The following is a 20,519-nucleotide window of genomic DNA, read 5'->3' on the forward strand; positions in this document are numbered from 1 at the left end:
TCCTGTGTGGTGTCGTGTGGTGTGAGTGGTTGGTGCGGTGCGCCTGGATGACCTCAGCTTGTGCGGTGAACCGTCCCCGACGCCACGGTTGCCGGGGGATTCGGGACGCCGGAACGTACGTATGGGATCTGACCTGGGGGTATGGCGTCCCTCTGGAACGCGGTCCGGGACGGGAAGCGCCGACCGGGGCACTATCAACTCCCTTGAAGAGTTAGGTTGTTGCTCGTTGAATGACCTCACTCTCCAGGGAGACGCTTTATGCCCGGTGATGCTCTCAGCCAGGACCCCGCCGAGCTGAGAAGGAGGATCGACACCACCAAGGCGCACCCGGCGCGCGTCTACGACGTCTTCCTCGGCGGCAAGGACAACTACCCCGTCGACCGGGACGCGGCCGCCGCGGCGCTCGCCGCCAATCCGCGGGGCTACCTCGACGTCCGGCACAACCGCGACTTCCTGCGCCGCGCCGTGACCACGCTGACGGCGGAGGACGGCATCCGCCAGTTCCTGGACGTCGGCACCGGTCTGCCGACGCAGGAGAACGTCCACCAGATCGCGCAGCGCATCGCTCCGGACTCGCGGGTCGTGTACGTCGACAACGACCCGGTGGTCCTCGCCCACGCGCGCGCTCTGCTCACCAGCGGGCCCGAGGGCCGTACGGACTACATCGACGCGGACTTCAAGCAGCCCGCCCAGATCCTCGAACAGGCCGTCAAGACCCTCGACTTCGACCAGCCGGTCGCGCTCGTGCTGGTGGCGATCCTGCACTTCGTCGAGGACGAGGAGGCGTACCCGATCGTGCGCGAGCTCGTCGACGCGCTGCCGTCCGGGAGCCGGCTCGTGCTCAGCCACCTCACCGAGGACCTCAACCCCGAGAACGTGCGCGCGGTCCAGCGGACGTACACCGAACGCGGCTTCACCTTCGTGCTGCGCTCCAAGGCCGAGGTCGAGCGCTTCTTCACCGACAACGGCCTGGAGCTGGACGACCCGGGCGTCGTCCCCGCCCACCGCTGGCGCCCCGACGGCAACGCCCCCGCCCCCGAGGCCGCCGACCCCGCCTACCTCGCCACCCTCGACGACATCGAGAAGGTCCGCTACCGCGACATCAACGACGTCACGGACGCGGACATCAACGTGTATGCGGCGACGGCCGTCAAGCGCTGACCGAGGGGGCCAGGAGGTCAGGGGCGTGCACGCGGCGTCCGTATCGCGGAATTACGGGTGTAGGCGGCACCTATGCGCCTAGGGTGCGGCACAAGCCGCCGTACGGACGCGGTACGGACGCCGTACGGACGCCGCATGGACAAGGAGCCGTCACCATGACTGTCACCGATTCCGCACCCGCGACCGCCCCTGTGCCCCCGCTCGCCGCGCGGACCACCGCGATCGGCGGTTCGGCGGTACGGGAGATCCTCGCGGTGACCGCGCGGCCCGAGGTGATCAACTTCGCGGGTGGGCTGCCCGCGCCGGAACTCTTCGACGTGGAGGGGATAGCCGCCGCGTTCGGGGACGTGCTCGCGGAGGAGCCCCAGCGGGCCTTGCAGTACTCGACGACCGAGGGGGAGCCGAGGCTGCGGGCCGCGCTCGCGGAGCGCACCAGCGTGCGCGGGCTGGTCACCGCGGCCGACGACCTCCTCGTCACCACCGGCTCGCAGCAGGCGCTGTCGCTCCTTGCCACGGCCCTGCTGGAGCCCGGCGACACCGTGCTCGTCGAAAGTCCCTGCTATCTGGCGGCACTTCAGGCCTTCGCGTTCGCGGGGGCGCGGGTGGTGGCCGTGCCCGGCGACGACGACGGGATCGACCCGGACGCCCTAGACGCGCTGGTGATACGCGAACGGCCCAAGCTGCTCTACACCGTGCCCACCTTCCAGAACCCGACGGGCCGGACCTTGACGGGTGAGCGGCGCGCCGCGGTCGCCCGTGTCGCCGCCCGGCGCGGGCTGTGGATCGTCGAGGACGACCCGTACGGAGAGCTGCGCTTCGAAGGGGAGCGGGTGCCGTGGATCGCCTCGTACGACGGCGCCGGCGACCGGACCGTGCTGCTCGGCTCGTTCTCCAAGGTGATGGCGCCCGGCTTGCGGCTGGGCTGGCTGCGGGCGCCCGCGGCGCTGCGGCGGGCGTGCGCGGTCGCCAAGCAGGCCGCCGACCTGCACACCCCGACCGTCAACCAGCTCGCCGCAGCACGGTACTTGGCCGACCGGGACCTGGACGCCCATGTCGCCCGGGTCGCCGGCGTGTACCGCGAGCGGCGTGACGCGATGCTCGCGGGGATCGGCGACGCCCTGCCGGCCGGATCGACCTGGACCCGGCCGGAGGGCGGCATGTTCCTCTGGGCGCGCCTCCCGGACTCGTACAACACCGCGGCTCTGCTCCCGCGCGTGGTGGAACAGGACGTGGCGTACGTCCCCGGGGCGCCCTTCTACGCCGGCGAGCCCGACCCGGCGACCCTGCGGCTCTGCTTCGTCACACAGACGCCGGAGGAGATCGGGGAGGGGCTGCGACGGCTGGGGAGGGGGCTGCGGGGCTGAGCGGGGCTCAGTCCCACCAGAACGACCAGACCCGCTCACCGATGAGCTGCGCGGCGTACGCGTCCAGGGTTCCCGGGCCTTGCAGGACGTTGTCCGGGCAGAACGCGAAGTGCTCGGCGGCGATGGCCTCGGCCTCGGCGAGGGTGGTGGGCGGGGCGGCCACGGACACGACGAGGACGTCGAAGCCGAGCGCCACGACCCGTATGCCGAAGCGGTCCTCCCAGGAGCGCAGGACCGCGCAGAGGCGCGCGGTGTCGTTCTCGTGGTTCGCCGGGCCCGGCCAGCCGATCGCGGCGGGGACATCCGCGCTGCGGCGTGCGGGCACCAGGGCGAGGTGAGGATCCTTGAACCGGGAACGGCCCCCGCCTGTCAGGGAGTCGGCGACCTCCGCGGCGCGCACGTCCGCGTCGGCGGCAAGGACGGGGCCGGCGGCCAGTCCCGGCCACTCCTCGCCGTCAGCCGCGCACTCCTCCCAGAACTCCGCGAGCACCTCCTCGGCGTCGTGATCCCCCGCGTACGACATCTCCGCGGGCATCAACTCCCACTCCTCCGGCCCGCCTTGGCCGTCGCCCAGGTCGATGAGCACCGGGAGCAGCCCCGCACGCCCGGCGGGTGCGCCCAGCGCCGTCCAGTTGCCGGGGGCGGCGGACCGCTCGGCGTGCCAGAGCAACGGCTCGTGCCACGCCCCGTCTTCTGTCGTGTCGATCAGCCTCCCGGGCGGGAGCTGAAGCCCGAGGGAACGCCCGCTCGGGTCGGCCGCCAGCTTCGGCAGCGGGTTCGGAAGTGTCGCCATGGACGTGACTGTAAGGGGCGGCACGGACAGTGTGGTGCGCGTGGGGTCTGCGAGCGGACCCGGTGAACGGGTGGGCATTCTCGGCCCCGGTGTCGGTGTGCGCGGTTACCTTGGGTGAAGGACCGTGTGGTGACACAAGGGGGACGGGATGGCCGACGGGCCGGTACTCGCTGACCTGCACTTCGGGCGCGAGGATGCCGAACGGGACGTGAAGGACGGGCTGTTGCTGCGCGGCGGGTTCCTGCCCAACGCCGCGTTCCGCGCGTCGGTGAGCGGACGCAAGATGCTGATCATCGGCCGCAAGGGCTCCGGCAAGAGCGCCATCTGCATGCAGCTGATGGCGGCCGGCGGCCACAACGGAGCGAAGGCCCTGGTCAGTCCCGACGAGGCGGCGGGTGAGGAGATCCGGCGCTTCGAGTTGCAGGGCCTGCCCGGAGACTCGGCCAAGGCGCTGATCTGGCGGTACGTGTTCGCCGTACACGCGGCCCGCCATCTGGTGACGCACGCCAGGAACGCGCACGGCCGGCGGCCCGACAGTGTGAAGACGCTGGGGCGTTTCCTGAAGCAGAACGGCGAATCGGCCGACGGCGCGGGACTGGGGGACCGCCTGGCCCAGGGAGCCAGAGGGTTACAGACCTCCCTGTCCCTGGAGGCGTTCGGCGTCAAGGCGAGCGTCGATCTGGGGCAGTCGCCCTCCGAAGGCGCGCAGGCCACCCGGCAGCTGGACGTCGTCGAGCATGGCGTGGCGCAGGCCTTCGCCGACCTGCGCTGCGACACCGTACACGCGCCGCTGCTGCTCATGGTCGACCAGCTGGAGCAGGTGTGGTCCGCGGAGCCGGACAGCAACTCGATGGTGATCGGGCTGCTGCTGGCCGCGAAGCACGCGGCGAGCCTGTACGGGCGGTCCATTCGGTTGCTGCTGTTCCTGCGCGCCGACATCTACGACTCGCTGTCCTTCGGAGAGGGCGACAAGTTCCGCGGCGACGAACTGCGGATCGTCTGGACGGAGCAGGCCCTGCGGGACCTCGCCCTGGCCCGTGCCCGGGCCTCCGCCGGAGCCGGACTGACCGCGGAACAGCTGTGGCGGGACTTCTTCCCGGAGACCGTAGGGGGCGAGGAGACCGCGACGTTCCTCTTCGGCCGCTGTCTGCCGCGGCCACGGGACGCCATCCAGTTCCTCAACCTCTGCCAGGAGACGGCCTGGCTGATCCACGGCCGGGAGCGGATCACGGAGGCGGACGTCCTCCAGGCGAGCCGGCAGTTCTCCTCGTGGAAGCTGAAGGACCTGACCCTGGAGTACTTGGTCGCGCACCCCTTCCTCAAACACCTCTTCCCGCTCTTCCAGAACACCGGATACGTGGTCACGCGTGCCGCGCTCGGCAGCCGCTTCGAGGAGGCGGCCGGTACCCTCCACCGGCTGTTCCCCGCGTACGCCGACGCCCTGACGCTCGCCGGGGTCATCGACATCCTCTACGCGGTGGGCTTCCTCGGGGTGCGGCGCGGCAGCGACGTGGTGTTCGCGGGCGACGACGACCTGCCGGTGCAGCCCCACGAGACGGAGTTGCACGTCCACCGCTGCTTCCGTGAGGCGCTCGGTGCCACCACCGCGATCGACATCCGCCGCTACGAGCCGCTCGTGGCGGGCGCCCGTATCGCCTCCGGCAGCTTCGGCCCCGCGGCCTCGGCGACCACCGCCCTCAACCGCGACGACCGGCTGGTACGGGAACTCATCCGCTCCTGCCACTCCGTCTTCTCCCAGGTCGGCCGGGCGGTGGGGCCGCTGTCGTACGAGGTCCGGGACGAGATCTTCCAGCAGATCACCCGTGTACTCGACGACGCCAACCGTCTTGCCACGGACACCAGTTCCGTCGACGTGGACGACCATCTCCTCGTCACCGCCCACTACTTCACCACCCTCGCCGCACAGGTTCTCGCCAGCGGCCTGGACGACACCTCGGGCGCCGGAGGCGTCGCCCACCGCATCGAGGAGGAGGCCCGGCGGCTGCGGCGCCTCGCGGGCGGTTCCTACGGAGGTTCGGGCAACTCCTCGGGAACCTGAACCGCTCGTGAGGAGTGATAACAGGTGATACTCGTGGAGGAGTTGAAGGAAGCGAAGGGGTTCGGGGCCAGGCCGTCCTACGGCGGCGGCGAACGGCCGACGGGGGAGGGAACCGGGGGTGCAGGGCGTACTGCTCGCTGAGCGGTTTCGGATCAGGGACCGGCTCGGCGCGGGAGGCATGGGAGAAGTCTGGTCCGCGCAGGACGAGCGGATGCGGCGGGACGTGGCGGTCAAACTCGTCCACGCCCTGTTCGGCATGGACGAGCCGGAGACACGAGCCCGGTTCCAGCGCGAGGTGCAGCTGGCGGGGCGGCTCTCCCACCAGAACATCGTGACCGTTCACGACTGGGGTGAGGTGCCCGTCGGCGGGCGCCCGATCCTCTACCTCGTCATGGAACTCGTCCCCGGCGTCTCCCTGCGCCAACGGCTCAAAGAAGCCACGCCTGCCTGGCCGCTCGCCGTCGGATGGGCCGCACAGATCGCCCGGGCACTGGACGCCGCGCACCGGCAAGGCGTCATCCACCGGGACATCAAGCCCGCCAACGTCCTCCTCACCCCCGAAGGCACCGCCAAAGTCCTCGACTTCGGCGTCGCGAAGTTCATGGGCGACACCATGAGCGTCCACGAACTCACCGTCACCGGCGCCCTGCTCGGCTCCCCGCCGTACATGTCTCCCGAACAGGCCGAAGGCGCCCGGGAGATCGACCACCGCAGCGACCTCTACTCCCTGGGCTGCCTCCTCTACCACGCGGTGACCGGCCGGCCCCCCTTCACCAGCACCACCCCGCTGGCCGTGCTCCGTATGCAGATGGAGGACACCCCGACACCGCCGGGCGCCCTCGTCGAGGGGCTCCCCGCCTCCTTGAACGACCTCATCCTGAACCTTCTCGCCAAGCGCCCGGAACACCGGCCGGCGAACGCCGCCGCCGTGCACGACGCCCTCAGCACGGTGCTGGTCGACCAGATCGTCACGCCGTCCGGCGCAAGCATCCTCGAGGTCGCTCAACTGGGGCACCCCGACGGGGTCGCCGGACGTTTCCTGACGAAGGCGTGGCGGCTGTGGCAGCGCGTGGAGGCCCACAGCACGGCCAGCCGAGAAGAGGCGTACGCCCTGCTCGCACAGACCCGCGCAGAGGCCGAGGGATTTCTGGAACGGACGCGCACGGAAGCCGAACAGCTGCTCGGCACCGCCCGGACCGAGGCGCACCAGGTCGTCACGGCGGCGAGGAAGGAGGCCGCCATGTTGGTCACCGCCTCCACGAAGGAGACCGAGCGGCTGCGGGCCGAGGCCGTGGCCGAGGCGGAGCGGCTGCGTGCCGAGGCGCGGGACAGCGCGGAGCAGCTCATGGACAGAGCGAGGCAGGACGCCCAGGGAGACACCCAGAGCAATCGCGCCAGGACGGTGGAGCGGCTGGCGGAGGCGGGGCTGGAGCAGTCGCGTCGGCTGCGCGCCGAGGCAGAGCGGTTGCACGCCACCCGGACCGGGGGCGAGCGCCAGTCCGCAGGGGCGGCCAGTGCCGCCGAGGAGCTGGTCAGGCTCAAGGCGAACATCCCCAACGTCCCCGAACCTCTTGCCCAGCAGACCGTGCGGCCGCAGGACGAGCACAACTGGTGGCACCAGCTCGCGGAAACCGCGCGGCCCCAGACCGAGGACAACTCGGCTTCCACCGATGCCGGGTTCGACAGAATCCGCAGCGAACTCAGGGATCTGCGCATGGCCGGCATCAGCCAAGCCAGGCACGGCACGAAGCCCGTACCCCCGGCGCCCGTCAGCTTCGACCTGGTGAGGCGGGGTTACCACCGCGCGCAGGTGGACGACCGCATCGCCAAGCTCACCGCCGACCAGAACCTCGCCCTGTTCAATGTCGCCGATCTGGAAGAGCGGATTGACGACGAAGTCAGACTTCTGTCCGAAGACCAGTCCAAGTCACTTGCCCTCACGCAGGATCAGGTCAAGCAGTTCCTCGACGACGTCTACGCGTACGTCGAGCGCACGGCGCCCCGCCCCCTCCAGCCCCAACAGGGCGACTCTTACCCGCCCTACGGCTTCGAGCTGGTCAGGCGGGGCTACGACCGCGAGCAGGTGGACGACCACATTTCGAAGCTCGTGGTCGTCCGTGACTCCGCGCTGACCCGCGTCATCCTGCTCGAAGGGATCCTGGAGAGCCTCAGAGCCGCTCAGGCGTCCTGATCCCCAGCAGCGCCATGCCCTGCTGGAGCGTGCGGGCCGTCAGGTCGACGAGGAACAGGCGGTTCTCGACGACCTCCGTCGGGTTGTCGTCGCTCAGGACCTGGCACTTGTCGTAGAACGTGGTCAGCAGCGACGCCAGCTGGTACAGGTACGCCGCCAGCTTGTGCGGCTCGTACCCCGCGGCCACCTCGGCGAGCGTCTCACCGAAGCGGTCCAGGTGCAGGCCCAACTCCCGCTCCGCCGGGACCAGTTCCAGCTCCGGGTGGGCGGCCGGACGCGCGTCGCCCGCCTTGCGCAGGATCGACTTGATACGGGCGTACGCGTACTGGAGGTACACGGACGTGTCACCGTTCAGCGAGACCATCTGGTCCAGGTCGAACTTGTAGTCCCGGACGGCAGACGTGGAGAGGTCCGCGTACTTCACGGCGCCGATGCCGACGTACCGGCCGTTCTCGACGATCTCCTGCTCGCTCAGGCCCACCTTCTCGGCCTTCTCCCGCACGACATTCGTGGCACGGTCGATCGCCTCGTCCAGCAGATCCACCAGCCGGATCGTCTCGCCCTCACGCGTCTTGAACGGCTTGCCGTCCTTGCCCAGGACCGTGCCGAACGCGAGCTGGTGGGCCTTCACGTCGTCGCTCAGCCAGCCGGCCCTGCGCGCGGTCTCGAAGACCATCTTGAAGTGCAGGGACTGACGGGCGTCCACGACGTAGATCAGGCTGTTCGCCTTCAGGTTGAAGACACGATCGCGGATGGCGGACAGGTCCGTCGCCGCATAGCCGTAGCCGCCGTCCGACTTCTTCACGATCAGCGGGACCGGGTTGCCGTCCGGGCCCTTGACGTCGTCGAAGAAGACGCACAGCGCGCCCTCGGAGCGGACCGCGACGCCCGACTCCTCCAGGAGGCGGCACGTCTCGTCGAGCATGTCGTTGTAGCCCGACTCGCCGACCACGTCCGGGTCGCGGATCTCCATGTCCAGCTTGTCGAAGACCGAGTAGAAGTAGATCTTCGACTCGTCCACGAACACCTGCCAGAGCGCGAGCGTCTCGGCGTCGCCCGCCTGGAGGTCCACCACCCGGCGCCGTGCCCGGGTCTTGAACTCCTCGTCGGAGTCGAAGAACACCCGCGCGGCCTTGTACAGGCGGTTCAGGTTCGACATGGCCTCCTCGCCGGAGACCTCGCCGCCCTTGTGGTCCAGCTCGTGCGGGTGCTCGATCAGGTACTGGATGAGCATGCCGAACTGGGTGCCCCAGTCGCCGATGTGATGGCGACGGACGACGTTCTCGCCCGTGAACTCCAGGATCTGCACCACCGCGTCGCCGATCACCGCCGACCGCAGATGACCTACGTGCATCTCCTTCGCCACGTTCGGCTGCGCGTAGTCGATCACCGTCGTGCCCGGGTTCTCCGCGAGCGGCACGCCGAGGCGCTCGCCGTCCGCGTACCGCTCCGCCAGGTTCTCGGTGATCGCCCGGTCGGTGATGGTGATGTTCAGGAAGCCGGGGCCGGAGACCTCGATGTCCTTGATCACGTCACCCGACTCCACCCGCGCCACGACCTGCGTCGCCAGCTCTCTCGGGTTCGCCTTCGCCTTCTTCGCGAGGGCCAGGATCCCGTTGGCCTGGAAGTCGGCCCGGTCGCTTCGTCGCAGCAGCGGGTCAGCGGAACCGGCCTCCGGCAGGGCTGCCGAGAGGGCGTCCGCGAGGCGCTGATGGACGGAAGCGGTGAGGGACGTGACCGAGGCCATGGAGTGGCTGCCGTTCTGCTCGGGTTCCGGAAATTCACTGACCGTGACAGCCAGGAAACCCCAGTATCCCATGCACTGAAAAGCCGTTTTCGCGGTTCCCGCCCGAGCTGGGAGAATGGTCGCGTCAGCCGTACTGCGTATGAGAAAGAAGGACGTGCCGATCGTGGCTCAGAGCACCGAGACCACCGACTGGGTCTCCCGTTACGCGGATGAGGTCATCGAGGAGTCGGAGCGCCGTGCCCCGGGCAAACCCGTCGTCGTCGCGTCCGGACTCTCCCCCTCCGGCCCGATCCACCTCGGCAACCTCCGCGAGGTCATGACCCCGCACCTCGTCGCCGACGAGATCCGCCGCCGCGGGCACACCGTGCGCCATCTGCTCTCCTGGGACGACTACGACCGCTACCGCAAGGTCCCGGTCGGCATCCCCGGCATCGACGACTCGTGGCACGAGCACATCGGCAAGCCGCTGACCTCCGTACCGGCCCCGAAGGGCTCGGAGCACCCGAACTGGGCCGAGCACTTCAAGGCCGCGATGGTCGAGGCGCTGGCCGAGCTCGGCGTCGAGTACGACGGGATCAGCCAGACCGCGCAGTACACCTCCGGTGTCTACCGCGAGCAGGTCCTGTTCGCGATGAAGCACCGCGGTGACATCGACGCGATCCTCGACCAGTACCGGACCAAGAAGGCCCCCGCCAAGAAGCAGCAGGGCCAGAAGCCCGTCGACGAGGCCGAACTCGAAGCCGCCGAAGGCTCCGGCGCCGCCGCCGAGGACGACGGCAGCTCGGCCGCCGGGTACTACCCGTACAAGCCCTACTGCGGGCAGTGCGACAAGGACCTCACCACCGTCACGGCGTACGACGACGACACCACCGAGCTGACGTACACCTGCACCGCCTGCGGTTTCTCCGAGACCGTCAGGCTGAGCGAGTTCAACCGCGGCAAGCTGGTCTGGAAGGTCGACTGGCCCATGCGCTGGGCCTACGAGGGTGTCGTCTTCGAGCCGAGCGGCGTCGACCACTCGTCTCCGGGGTCCTCCTTCCAGGTCGGCGGCCAGATCGTGGGCATCTTCGGCGGCAAGCAGCCGATCGGGCCCATGTACGCCTTCGTCGGCATCAGCGGCATGGCCAAGATGTCCAGCAGCAAGGGCGGGGTCCCCACCCCGGCCGACGCCCTCCAGATCATGGAGCCGCAGCTGCTGCGCTGGCTGTACGCCCGCCGCCGTCCCAACCAGTCGTTCAAGATCGCCTTCGACCAGGAGATCCAGCGGCTGTACGACGAGTGGGACAAGCTCGCCGGCAAGGTCGCCGACGGGTCGGTCCTTCCGGCCGACGCCGCCGCGTACGCCCGTGCCGTCGGCACCGCCGCCGGGGAACTGACCCCGACGCCCCGCCCGATGCCGTACCGCACCCTCGCCTCCGTCGCCGACATCACCGCCGGCCACCAGGACCAGGCCCTGCGGATCCTGAGCGAACTCGACCCCGAGAACCCGCTCACCTCGCTCGACGAGGTCCGGCCCCGGCTCGACAAGGCCGAGACCTGGATCAACACGCAGGTTCCCGCCGAGGAGCGGACGGTCGTCCGCGACGAGCCCGACGTCGAGCTGCTGAAGTCCCTCGACGACCAGGGGCGCGAATCGCTGCGGCTGCTGTCGGAGGGGCTGGAGGCGAACTGGTCCCTGGACGGGCTCACCCACCTCGTCTACGGCGTCCCCAAGATCCAGGCCGGCTTCTCCGCCGACGCCACCGCCAAGGAACTGCCGCCGGAGATCAAGGTCGCCCAGCGCACGTTCTTCGCGCGGCTGTACCACCTGCTGGTCGGACGGGACACCGGACCGCGGCTGCCCACGCTGCTGCTGGCGGTCGGACAGGACCGGGTGCGCAAGCTGCTCGGCGCATAAGGCCTTCGGCTGTACGAGGAAGGGGGCGCCCGGTGATCACCGGGCGCCCCCTTCCTCGTACACGCTGACGTGCCTACGCGATGTGGTCGTCCTGGAGTTCCGCCGTGTGGCGGTTGGTGAAGCGGTTGACCATACGGTCGGCCTCGCGCTGCGGGAGCGTGGTGCCGTACGTCGCCTCCACGTCGCCCCTGAACTGGCCCGAGGTCGGATAGCTGCCGTCTATCGACTTCTTGAAGACCTGGTAGTAGTCCTCCTCGGTCGGCTCGGTCGGCTCCGAGCCGCCGCCCCCACCCAGCTCACGGGTACGGCCCGGGCCGGACGGGATCGGGAAGGTACCGGTGTCCTCCGGAGAGGGCTCCGGGGCGGGGGCAGGCTGCTCCTCGTACCGCTGCTGCGGGAACGTCTGCTGCTCGAACCGCTGCTGTTCCTCGAACTGCTGCCGAGCCCGGAACCGCTGCTGCTCCTCGAACTGCTCGGCCTGCTGCTGCTCCTCGTACCACTGCCGGTACGCGGCATCCGGGTCGTACGTCGGGTCGTAGCCGCCCTGATACGCGACGGACTGGGGGTCCCGCGCCTGAAGCCACTGACTCTGCGGCTCGGCGTAGTCCTCCGGCTGCTCGGGGGGCTCGTTCGCCTCGGCGGCGGGAAGCTGTTCCCGGACAGGCGCCGCGTTGCTCTCTACGACGGGTGCCGTCGGTTCCGGCTCGCGCGCCACCTCCAACTGCGGCACCGGGGGCAGCAGCACCGGCTCGATGCCCGCCGCCGCCAAGCCCGAGGGGGCCGTCTCCGCCAAGGGGACGCCGTACCTTGCCAGCCTCAACGGCATCAGCGACTCCACGGGGGCCTTGCGGCGCCAGGCGCGGCCGAAGCGGGAGTGGAGGCGGGCCTGGTAGACGAGACGGTCCTGCTCCAGCTTGATGACCTGCTCGTAGGAGCGCAGCTCCCAGAGCTTCATGCGGCGCCAGAGGAGGAAGGTGGGGACGGGGGAGAGCAGCCAGCGGGTGAGGCGGACGCCCTCCATGTGCTTGTCCGCGGTGATGTCCGCGATGCGGCCGATCGCATGGCGGGCCGCCTCGACCGAGACCACGAACAGAACCGGGATGACGGCGTGCATGCCCACGCCCAGCGGGTCCGGCCAGGCCGCCGCGCCGTTGAACGCGATCGTCGCGACCGTCAGCAGCCACGCCGTCTGGCGCAGCAGCGGGAAGGGGATGCGGATCCAGGTGAGGAGCAGATCCAGGGCCAGCAGGACGCAGATGCCCGCGTCGATACCGATCGGGAACACGTACGAGAAGTTCCCGAAGCCCTTCTTGATGGCGAGCTCACGGACGGCGGCGTACGAACCGGCGAAACCGATCCCCGCGATGACGAGCGCACCGGCGACGACCACGCCGATGAGAACGCGGTGCATCCGTGTGAGCTGAATGGGCGCGGACACCCGTACTCCCCTCCCATTGCACGTTGTTGCGGGCAACAGGGTGGCACATGTGTGCGGCGGACGGTCGGGCGGTACGGCAGGAGCCCGGTCCCCGTGGGGCCCGGGCTCCATCAACTGTCCTGGTGGGGCTACGAGTTGAGCCGCAGACCGCTTTCCAAGGACCTCAGCTCTTCTTGGTCGCCGACTTGGACGGCGAGGCGCTCTTGGACGCCGATTTCGACGGGGAAGCCGACTTCGAGGCCGTGGCCGACTTCGACGGGGTGGCCGACTTCGAGGGGGAGGCGCTCGCCTGGGCGCCCCCGTCCTGGTTCGCGGCGGACACCGCGGCCACCGCCTCCTTCGCAGCCTTCTCGGCCGCCTTCAGCAGGCCGGCGGCGCTCGGGGTCTTCTCGCCCGCGAGACCGGCACCGTTGTAGTCGAGGGTGACGACGACGTTCTCGACGCGGGCCACGATCGTCTGCTGCTTGAAGGAGCCTTCCTTCTTCTTCAGGTCGTAGGTCACCGCCGTCGCCTCGTCGCCCGTCCCGGCCACCGGTTCCGACTTGGTGTTCTTCGCGCCCGTCACCGCCTGCGCGTTCGTGACCTGCTTCTCGAAGTACGTGTGCGCGAGCTGGTCGCCCTCGCCGCGCGAGTCCGAGTCGAAACGCAGCAGCGCCACGTTCAGCCAGCGGAACTGCGAGCCCTTCACACCGTTGTTGTCGAGGCTGCTCCAATAGCAGTTGCCGCGCGTCGCGACATCGTCCGACTTGCCCTCCTTGCCGGACTTGGCGCCCTTCGGGACCAGTTCGCCCAGCGTCTTCTTCGACAGCACCGCGCACGGCTCGGGAAGCGTCGCGTACGCGGCCGGCTTCACGGCATTGGCCGAAGCGCTCGCGGACGCCTTCGCGTCAGGGCTCGAACCGGCGCTCGCCTTCGCGTCGTCACCGGAGCCGGAGTCCGAAGAACAGCCCGCGGCGACGAACATCACCGGGACGGCTGCTGCGCTGACAAGGATGCGGGTGAGTCGCGGTGCTCGGCCTACTCGCTGTACTGGTCGGTGCATGGTTCCTTCACTCGTGGCGCTCGTGGTACGGCCGCACATGGAACGTGCGGCCGGTCGGGTCCGAGGGGCCACGGTACGCGGTGAGGCGCCTGAGCGTTTCCTGTTCGAGGGGTTTGGAAGAGGCCACCGACAGGCACCGCTGACCCGCTACGCGTTGAGCGTCTCCACCAGCTTCTGCGCCAGTTTCCGCGCGCTGTCCTGCATTTCCTTGCTGTCCGGAGCCTCGGTGGACGCGGTCGGCTGCTCCGCGTACTCGATCGTCACGATCACATTCGACGTGCGGAACACCACAGTCACCGTGCGCTGCTGAGCCGTCGAGGACGCCGAACTCAGCTTGTCGTTCAGGAACGCCTCGTCGCCGAGACCGTCGAGCGTACGGGGCTGGAGATCGACGGGGGTCTCGGACGGAGACGCGGACGAGGAGGGGGACGTGGAGGAGGGCGAGGAGGAGGACGTGGACGGGGACGAGGAGGGAGTGGCCGTGTCCGAGACGCCGGAATCGGCACTGGAGCCGGAACCGGAGCCGGTGTCGGTCGGCTCGGGAAGGTCGGCCGCCGTTTCCTTGCGCCCGTAGATCTCCTCGGCCTTGCTGTCGTCGCTCACCGTGTTGTCGTACGAGACCACGCGCTCGAAGTCGATGAGGAGGTGATCGGTGGCGGACGTGGACTCCACCTTCCAGCGGCAGCCGTCGCGCCGGTCCGTGTCGTACGTGAGCGTGGCCTCGCCCTCGTACGCCTTCTCGCGCTGCTCCTCGTCCGCGATCTGCTTGATCCCGGGAAGGAGTGAGTCGAGGGTGTCATGGGCGGCCGAGCCGCAGGCCTCCGGGAGCGTGCGGTACTTGCCCGGCTGAGCCGCCGTCGCCGTGGCGGTGGAGTCGCTCCCCTTGGAGTCCTCTTCCGGACCGCCGCTTCCCGAACCGCCCGTACAGCCCGCCAGCAAGGCCGCGAGGAGTACGGCGACGCCGGGTACGTACGCCTTCCGCTGCACGGTCAGGCTCCTCTCGACGGTTCCCGACGGCGCTGCGGCCCGGGTGTCCTGTGGTTATTCGGTTGCCGCGTGGGGGCGGCCCCTGGAGACAATGTGTATCGCACGCACTGCCGTGGACGCCGGTCCGTTGTCCTATACGTCGACCTTGGCGCCGGTTTTGCGTTTTATGACTTGTGGTGGTTTCAGGGGGAATGAGGACGATATGTCGTACGTAGAGATTCCGGGGGCGAAGGTCCCCATCCGCATGTGGGCCGACCCGGCGTCGGTCGAGGACGTGGCCCTGCGCCAGCTCCAGAACGTGGCGACCCTGCCGTGGATCAAGGGGCTCGCCGTGATGCCGGATGTGCATTACGGGAAGGGCGCGACCGTCGGGTCCGTCATCGCCATGCGGGATGCGGTGTGTCCTGCGGCGGTGGGGGTCGACATCGGGTGCGGGATGTCTGCCGTCAAGACGTCGCTCACCGCCAATGATCTGCCGGGGGATCTTTCGCGGCTTCGGTCGAAGATCGAGGAGGCGATTCCGGTGGGGCGGGGGATGCATGAGTCGCCCGTTGAGCCGGGGCGGTTCCATGGGCTCGCTACGGCGGGGTGGGATGAGTTTTGGGGGCGGTTCGATGGGGTTGCGGAGGCGGTGAAGTTCCGGCAGGGGCGGGCCACTTTGCAGATGGGAACGCTCGGCGGGGGCAATCACTATGTCGAACTTTTGTTCGATTCCGAGGGTTCGGTATGGCTCACGCTTCATTCCGGGTCTCGAAATATCGGCAAGGAACTGGCCGAGTACCACATCGGTGTGGCTCAGAAGCTGCCGCACAACCAGGGCCTGGTTGACCGTGACCTCGCGGTCTTCGTCGCGGATACCCCGCAGATGGTCGCATACCGTAACGACCTCTTCTGGGCACAGGAGTACGCGAAGTACAACCGCGCAATCATGATGGCGCTCCTCAAGGACGTGATCCGCAAGGAGTTCAAGAAGGCGAAGCCGACCTTCGAGCAGGAGATCTCCTGCCACCACAACTATGTGGCGGAGGAGCGGTATGAGGGCATGGACCTGCTTGTCACCCGCAAGGGCGCGATCCGTGCGGGCTCCGGGGAGTACGGGATCATCCCGGGCTCGATGGGAACCAGCTCGTACATCGTGAAGGGGCTCGGAAACGAGAAGGCATTCAATTCGGCTTCGCACGGGGCGGGTCGCCGTATGAGCCGGAACGCTGCGAAGCGCCGTTTCACGACGAAGGACCTGGAGGAGCAGACGCGAGGCGTGGAGTGCCGCAAGGACTCCGGCGTCGTGGATGAGATTCCCGGTGCGTACAAGCCGATCGAGCAGGTGATGGAGCAGCAGCGCGACCTTGTTGAGGTCGTGGCGAAGCTGAAGCAGTTCATCTGTGTGAAGGGATGAGTCGACGCGCGATGGCCCCCGAGCTGGAGCAAGCTCGGGGGCCATCCGTCAGTTGGTCACTGATCACTTGGCGGCAGGGGAACTTTCCCGGTGCGTAGACGCCAGAGTCGGATGGTGCAGCTCTTCTCGGAGCGGCCGAGTTCCCGGGCTGCCAATGCATCGTTGTTCAGCCTCAGCAGCACTCGGTCCTCCGACTCCTTCCAGCGTCGGCGGTCGGGTGCGACCCTCATGTCCGCTGGGCGCAGCCAGTCGGCGAGTGATTCGGCGGCTGTCTGCTTCCGCTCCAGCGAAAGGCAGCCTCGGTAGTAGAGGTGACTGCCCAATTCCTGGGCTGCCTCCTTCGTGTAGAGGATGTTGTAGATCCCGTCGCGAGCGTTGCGCTTGATGAAGCGCTCGGCTCCCGTGATCTTCTTGGCGTAGAAGCACAGGTAGGCGGCGATGGCGGTACTGGCCGTGGTGAGGGAGACGAAGGGGAAGCCCTTGCCTGTGCAGCCCACTGAACCGTCGGCGTCAATCACGCCCCGGAGGTAGTCGCGGCGCGAGAACTCGACGCGCGGTGGGGTGATCTTCTTCGACTTGCGACCGTAGGGCAGGCCGAGTTCGTTGAGCTTGGTCCTGGCTTCGAGGGAGCACACGGACCAGGTTGCCGAATGGTGGGTCTCGGCGAAGTTCGTGGATCGGGTGCGTTCGGTGATGCTGCTGTTGTACGGCGTCAGCCGCTGGAACTCGCGCAGTAGCTCGATGTCTCGCGCGTTGATCTCCACCGTCAGACGTCCTCGCTGCCTGGACTGCTGGGAGAGGTGCCCGTCCGCCTGCAAGAAGCCGAACATGTAGGCGTAGTTGGGGTCTTCGAGGTCCATGAACCCCGTCGTGTCGACGCCCAGGGCATCGTCCAGTGTGAATTGGTGCGCGTTAGGCTCGCGTTCAGCCACAGGGAAGTCTGCCTTCCTTGATGGTCAGGCCCTCGGCTGGGACGGCTATCCCCGCCGAGGGCCGTCGTTTTGATGTTGTGGCGCGAGCCTAGATCGGGAGTCCTGGGGTCGTATGGGTGATCTATGTGGTTCACCCTTGTGAGTTAGTGGAGTCGCCTCTCCAGGAGTGTCACCGCGTACGGGCTGCCGAGGCCGCCGTCCTTGGCGGACTGTTCGCCGACGACTGTGTAGCCCGCGGCCTGGTAGTACTCCCGTAGGCGTGGGTTGCTGGAGAGGCAGTCCAGGCGGGAGAGGGTGCGGCCGGAGGCTGCGATGCGGCGTTCTGCCTCCGTCAGCATCAGGCGGCCCGTGCCGGGTGGAGCCACACGGCGGTCGGTCATCAGGCGGTGGATGTAGGCGGCGGTGGGGGGTTGGGGGCCCCAGGCCGCCGGGTCATCCCACCAGAGTTCCCAGGCGCCCGCGATCTGGTCGCCCTGGAGCGCGAGCCAGACCTCGCCCTCGGCCAGGCGGGTGCGGAAGTGGGGCTCGCCCAGTTGGCCCGGCTTCCACTGGTCGATGCCGTGGGCCAGCTGCCAGCGGGCTGCTTCGTCGCGCAGGCGGACCAGGGTGGGGAGGTCGTTCTCGGTGGCTCTGCGGAAGGTCAGCGGGGGGTCGAGGAGGGCCGTTCGGAGGGACTCCGTGAAGGTGGTGTCCAGGCCGAGGGTGTCGGTGACGTAGGCCTGGATCGAGCCGTGGCGGGTCTTCAGGGCGGAGAGGAACTCCGTCATCACCTCGGCGGGGGCCTTGCCGTAGGCCGGCCAGATCTGGGGGCGGTCCGGGTTTGTCGCGTGCCAGTCCGCCAGGAGGCGGGCCGTTGCCCGTTCGGTGAGGGTGAAGTCCTCGACGATCGTTTTCTCCGGGACTCCCAGGAGGGTCAGGACCAGGGCCGCCACCAGGCCCGTGCGGTCCTTGCCGGAGGCGCAGTGGAAGACGACCGGTCCCTCGTCCGCCGTCGCGATCAGCTCCAGGGTTTCGCGGATCTCTTTGACGCCGTCCTCCGCCACCTCCAGGTAGCGGGCGGCCAGGTACGGGCCGGGGGCGACCGAGGGGCCCAGCGACGGCTGGTCGTACGGGCGGTGCTCGATGCTCTGGTTGTGGTACGTGAGGGTCGGGTGTTCGGGGACCCGGCCCTTCGCCTCGATCTCCCAGGGGTAGCGGAGGTCGATCACCGTACGGATGCCGAGGGCCAGGAAGCGGTTCCAGTCCTCGGCATCGGCCTCGGTCGTGGCCTTGAGTTTGCTCAGGGCGTCCGCGCGGAACACTCGGCCCCAGCGGACCGTTCTGCCGTCCTCCGTTGTGTATCCGCCCAGGTCGCGGAAGTTGTGCAGACGGTTGAAAGGTATGTGTCTGTTCACATCGCGGGAGCGTACGTGGGCCGTACGCCCGTCGCGATCACTTCGCGTGCGTCACCGCGTAGATCATGACGAACGCCACGATGTGGATGCCGAAGAGGAAGTAGGCCAAGAAGTACCAGACCTTGCGTTCGTTCCTCGTCTCCTCGGCCAGGCGGTGCTTCTCGAGGGAGTCCTCCGGCGTCTGCGGTGTTTCCGGCTGCTCCGTCATCACAGTTCCCGGTGGACCTTTGTGTTCGACGCCTGGGCGCGCGGGCGGACGACCAGCAGGTCGATGTTGACGTGGCTGGGGCGGGTGATCGCCCAGGTGATGGTGTCCGCGACGTCGTCGGCGGTCAGGGGGGCCGCCACGCCCTCGTAGACCTTCGCCGCCTTGTCCGTGTCGCCGCCGAAGCGGGTCAGCGCGAACTCGTCCGTCCTGACCATGCCGGGTGCGACCTCGATGACACGGACGGGCGTGCCGACGATCTCCAGGCGCAGCGTCTCGGCGAGGACGTGCTCGGCGTGCTTGGCGGCCACGTAGCCGCCGCCGCCCTCGTACGTGCCGTGGCCCGCGGTGGAGGAGAGCACCACGACCGTGCCGTCGCCGCTCGCGGTGAGGGCGGGGAGGAGGGCCTGGGTGATGTTGAGCGTGCCGATGACGTTCGTCTCGTACATCTGGCGCCAGTCGGCCGGGTCGCCCGTCGCGATCGGGTCGGCGCCCAGCGCGCCGCCCGCGTTGTTGACCAGGACGCCGATCGTCTTGAACGCCGTCGCGAACTCGTCGACCGCCGCGCGGTCCGTGACGTCCAGCGCGTACGCGGCCGCCTCGTGGCCCGCCGCGTTGATCTCTTCCGCCAGCGCCTCGATGCGGTCCTTGCGGCGGGCGGTCAGCACGACGCGGTAGCCGGCCGCGGCGAGTTGCCGGGCCGTCGCCGCGCCGATACCGCTGCTCGCGCCGGTGACGACGGCGATGCGGGAAGGGGCGGAGGGCGCGGTCATGTGTGCTCCTTGGGCGGTGCGCTCGTCTTCTTGGGCGGTGCGCTCGTGTTCTTGGGTGTGCGGCGGTCTTCGCCAGGATAGGCAGGTGGCGGGCGGTGGCGTCGAGCTGTCCGGGTTCCGGGTCCGGTGAGCTCCGCGGTCGGGTCCTGTGGGCTCAGTTGCCGCGTGGCGCGTACATGATGACGGCCATTCCCGCGAGGCAGATCAGCGCGCCGGTGATGTCCCAGCGGTCGGGGCGGTAGCCGTCCGCGACCATGCCCCAGGCGAGGGAGCCGGCCACGAAGACTCCGCCGTACGCGGCGAGGATGCGGCCGAAGTCGGCGTTCGGCTGGAGGGTGGCGACGAAGCCGTACACGCCGAGTGCCATGACGCCCGCGCCGATCCAGAGCCAGCCGCGGTGTTCGCGTACGCCCTGCCAGACCAGCCAGGCGCCGCCGATCTCGAAGAGCGCGGCGAGGACGAAGAGGGCGGCGGAGCGGACGATCAGCATGCGTTCACCTTCGCATGGGGGTGCGACAGGGATTGCGTCACCTGATGGACGGCGCCTGTCGGCGGTCAGGGGTGGGATACATCGGGTGACCCTGTGCTTCGAGCGAAGGAAATGACGTCATGCGGATGCGGATGCTGTGTGGGGTGGGTGCGGGGGCTCTTCTTGTGGTGGGTGCGGGCTCGCCTGTGGTTGCCCTCGCTCCTGAGGCCGATCTCGCCTACCACGGGTACGTGTCCATGGCCGCGGGCAGCGTCGATGTCCGGCTGACGCCGCAGAACCATGGGCCGAACGCTGTTGCCGACGCGACGGTGCGGCTGCGGTGGTCGGCGGCGCTGGCGGATGTGCAGCGGCTGCCGGAGGGGTGTATTCGGTCGGAGGCGCGGGCTGTGGTGTGCCGGACGGGGGCGTTGGCGGCGGATGGGCTGGGGGAGGAGATTCGGCTGACGGTGTGGCTTCGGGGGGTGCCGTCGGAGGTCACGATGGAGGTGGACACGGTGTGGAGTGGTGGGGCCGTGGATCGGAACCATGCGAATGATCGGCAGCGGGTGTTGGCGCTGGACACCGGGGATTCGTACGTGTTCTGAGGGGGCCGGGTGCGGGTGCGCGTGCGCGTGCGGTGCGGTTCGTCGTTGGGGGTCGGGGCCGTGCCG

At 69.0% G+C, this 20,519-nt stretch carries 17 protein-coding genes; 7 read left to right on the plus strand and 10 right to left on the minus strand.

Annotation, left to right across the window (positions count from 1 at the left end):
- Positions 1-258 precede the first annotated feature (258 nt).
- Complete coding sequence (locus tag AB5J50_RS28675) at positions 259-1,161, plus strand: SAM-dependent methyltransferase (protein ID WP_369261106.1); 903 nt, start codon at positions 259-261, stop codon at positions 1,159-1,161.
- 155 nt (positions 1,162-1,316) lie between these two features.
- Positions 1,317-2,525, plus strand: a complete 1,209-nt coding sequence (locus AB5J50_RS28680; protein ID WP_369261107.1) for a PLP-dependent aminotransferase family protein — start codon at positions 1,317-1,319, stop codon at positions 2,523-2,525.
- A 7-nt stretch (positions 2,526-2,532) separates the two neighbouring features.
- Here AB5J50_RS28680 and AB5J50_RS28685 read toward each other — a convergent pair whose 3' ends face one another.
- Positions 2,533-3,318 carry a DUF4253 domain-containing protein gene (locus tag AB5J50_RS28685; RefSeq protein WP_369261108.1) on the minus strand — a complete coding sequence of 262 codons (786 nt, stop codon included), beginning with the start codon at positions 3,316-3,318 and terminating at the stop codon, positions 2,533-2,535.
- 148 nt (positions 3,319-3,466) lie between these two features.
- Between AB5J50_RS28685 and AB5J50_RS28690 the strand changes: the two genes are divergently transcribed.
- Both AB5J50_RS28690 and AB5J50_RS28695 read left to right on the plus strand, forming a co-directional pair.
- Positions 3,467-5,377, plus strand: a complete 1,911-nt coding sequence (locus AB5J50_RS28690) for a hypothetical protein (protein ID WP_369261109.1) — start codon at positions 3,467-3,469, stop codon at positions 5,375-5,377.
- A 118-nt stretch (positions 5,378-5,495) separates the two neighbouring features.
- Positions 5,496-7,568 (plus strand): protein kinase, encoded by a 2,073-nt coding sequence (locus tag AB5J50_RS28695; protein ID WP_369261110.1) that lies wholly within the window; start codon positions 5,496-5,498, stop codon positions 7,566-7,568.
- Here the strand turns inward: AB5J50_RS28695 and argS are convergent.
- Positions 7,546-9,315 carry an arginine--tRNA ligase gene (gene argS / locus AB5J50_RS28700; protein WP_369265536.1) on the minus strand — a complete coding sequence of 590 codons (1,770 nt, stop codon included), beginning with the start codon at positions 9,313-9,315 and terminating at the stop codon, positions 7,546-7,548. The genes AB5J50_RS28695 and argS overlap by 23 nt on opposite strands.
- Before the next feature lie 154 nt (positions 9,316-9,469).
- On the opposite strand from argS, the gene lysS reads away from it, so the two are divergent.
- Positions 9,470-11,212, plus strand: coding sequence for a lysine--tRNA ligase (gene lysS / locus AB5J50_RS28705; RefSeq protein WP_369265537.1), 1,743 nt, complete (start codon positions 9,470-9,472; stop codon positions 11,210-11,212).
- 73 nt (positions 11,213-11,285) lie between these two features.
- On the opposite strand, the gene AB5J50_RS28710 is transcribed toward lysS, so the two are convergent.
- The 3 genes from AB5J50_RS28710 to AB5J50_RS28720 all read right to left on the minus strand — a co-directional run bounded on the left by AB5J50_RS28710 (position 11,286) and on the right by AB5J50_RS28720 (position 14,679).
- Entirely contained in the window at positions 11,286-12,623 is a 1,338-nt protein-coding gene (locus tag AB5J50_RS28710) for a DUF2637 domain-containing protein (protein WP_369265538.1), read from the minus strand.
- A gap of 190 nt (positions 12,624-12,813) precedes the next feature.
- Positions 12,814-13,692, minus strand: a complete 879-nt coding sequence (locus tag AB5J50_RS28715) for a DUF3558 domain-containing protein (RefSeq protein WP_327430687.1) — start codon at positions 13,690-13,692, stop codon at positions 12,814-12,816.
- Positions 13,693-13,839: 147 nt separating this feature from the next.
- Positions 13,840-14,679, minus strand: coding sequence for a DUF3558 domain-containing protein (locus AB5J50_RS28720; RefSeq protein ID WP_369261111.1), 840 nt, complete (start codon positions 14,677-14,679; stop codon positions 13,840-13,842).
- A 202-nt stretch (positions 14,680-14,881) separates the two neighbouring features.
- Here AB5J50_RS28720 and AB5J50_RS28725 point away from each other — a divergent pair, with 202 nt between their 5' ends.
- Positions 14,882-16,075 (plus strand): RtcB family protein, encoded by a 1,194-nt coding sequence (locus tag AB5J50_RS28725; RefSeq protein WP_369261112.1) that lies wholly within the window; start codon positions 14,882-14,884, stop codon positions 16,073-16,075.
- A 56-nt stretch (positions 16,076-16,131) separates the two neighbouring features.
- Here the strand turns inward: AB5J50_RS28725 and AB5J50_RS28730 are convergent, their stop codons facing one another.
- The 5 genes from AB5J50_RS28730 to AB5J50_RS28750 all read right to left on the minus strand — a co-directional run bounded on the left by AB5J50_RS28730 (position 16,132) and on the right by AB5J50_RS28750 (position 19,869).
- Positions 16,132-16,935, minus strand: coding sequence for an LAGLIDADG family homing endonuclease (locus AB5J50_RS28730; RefSeq protein ID WP_369261113.1), 804 nt, complete (start codon positions 16,933-16,935; stop codon positions 16,132-16,134).
- 215 nt (positions 16,936-17,150) lie between these two features.
- A complete protein-coding gene (locus AB5J50_RS28735; RefSeq protein WP_369261114.1) occupies positions 17,151-18,401 on the minus strand; it encodes a GNAT family N-acetyltransferase in 1,251 nt (416 codons plus the stop codon).
- A 37-nt stretch (positions 18,402-18,438) separates the two neighbouring features.
- Complete coding sequence (locus AB5J50_RS28740) at positions 18,439-18,609, minus strand: hypothetical protein (RefSeq protein WP_369261115.1); 171 nt, start codon at positions 18,607-18,609, stop codon at positions 18,439-18,441.
- Complete coding sequence (locus AB5J50_RS28745; RefSeq protein ID WP_369261116.1) at positions 18,609-19,379, minus strand: SDR family NAD(P)-dependent oxidoreductase; 771 nt, start codon at positions 19,377-19,379, stop codon at positions 18,609-18,611. Before AB5J50_RS28745 ends, AB5J50_RS28740 begins: the two co-directional genes overlap by 1 nt.
- A gap of 154 nt (positions 19,380-19,533) precedes the next feature.
- Positions 19,534-19,869, minus strand: coding sequence for a YnfA family protein (locus AB5J50_RS28750; protein ID WP_327430693.1), 336 nt, complete (start codon positions 19,867-19,869; stop codon positions 19,534-19,536).
- A gap of 125 nt (positions 19,870-19,994) precedes the next feature.
- On the opposite strand from AB5J50_RS28750, the gene AB5J50_RS28755 reads away from it, so the two are divergent.
- A complete protein-coding gene (locus AB5J50_RS28755; RefSeq protein ID WP_369265539.1) occupies positions 19,995-20,453 on the plus strand; it encodes a hypothetical protein in 459 nt (152 codons plus the stop codon).
- Positions 20,454-20,519: the final 66 nt, after the last annotated feature.

Origin of the sequence: Streptomyces sp. R35 (genome assembly GCF_041053035.1) — a bacterium.
Taxonomy (GTDB): Bacteria; Actinomycetota; Actinomycetes; order Streptomycetales; family Streptomycetaceae; genus Streptomyces; species Streptomyces lutosisoli.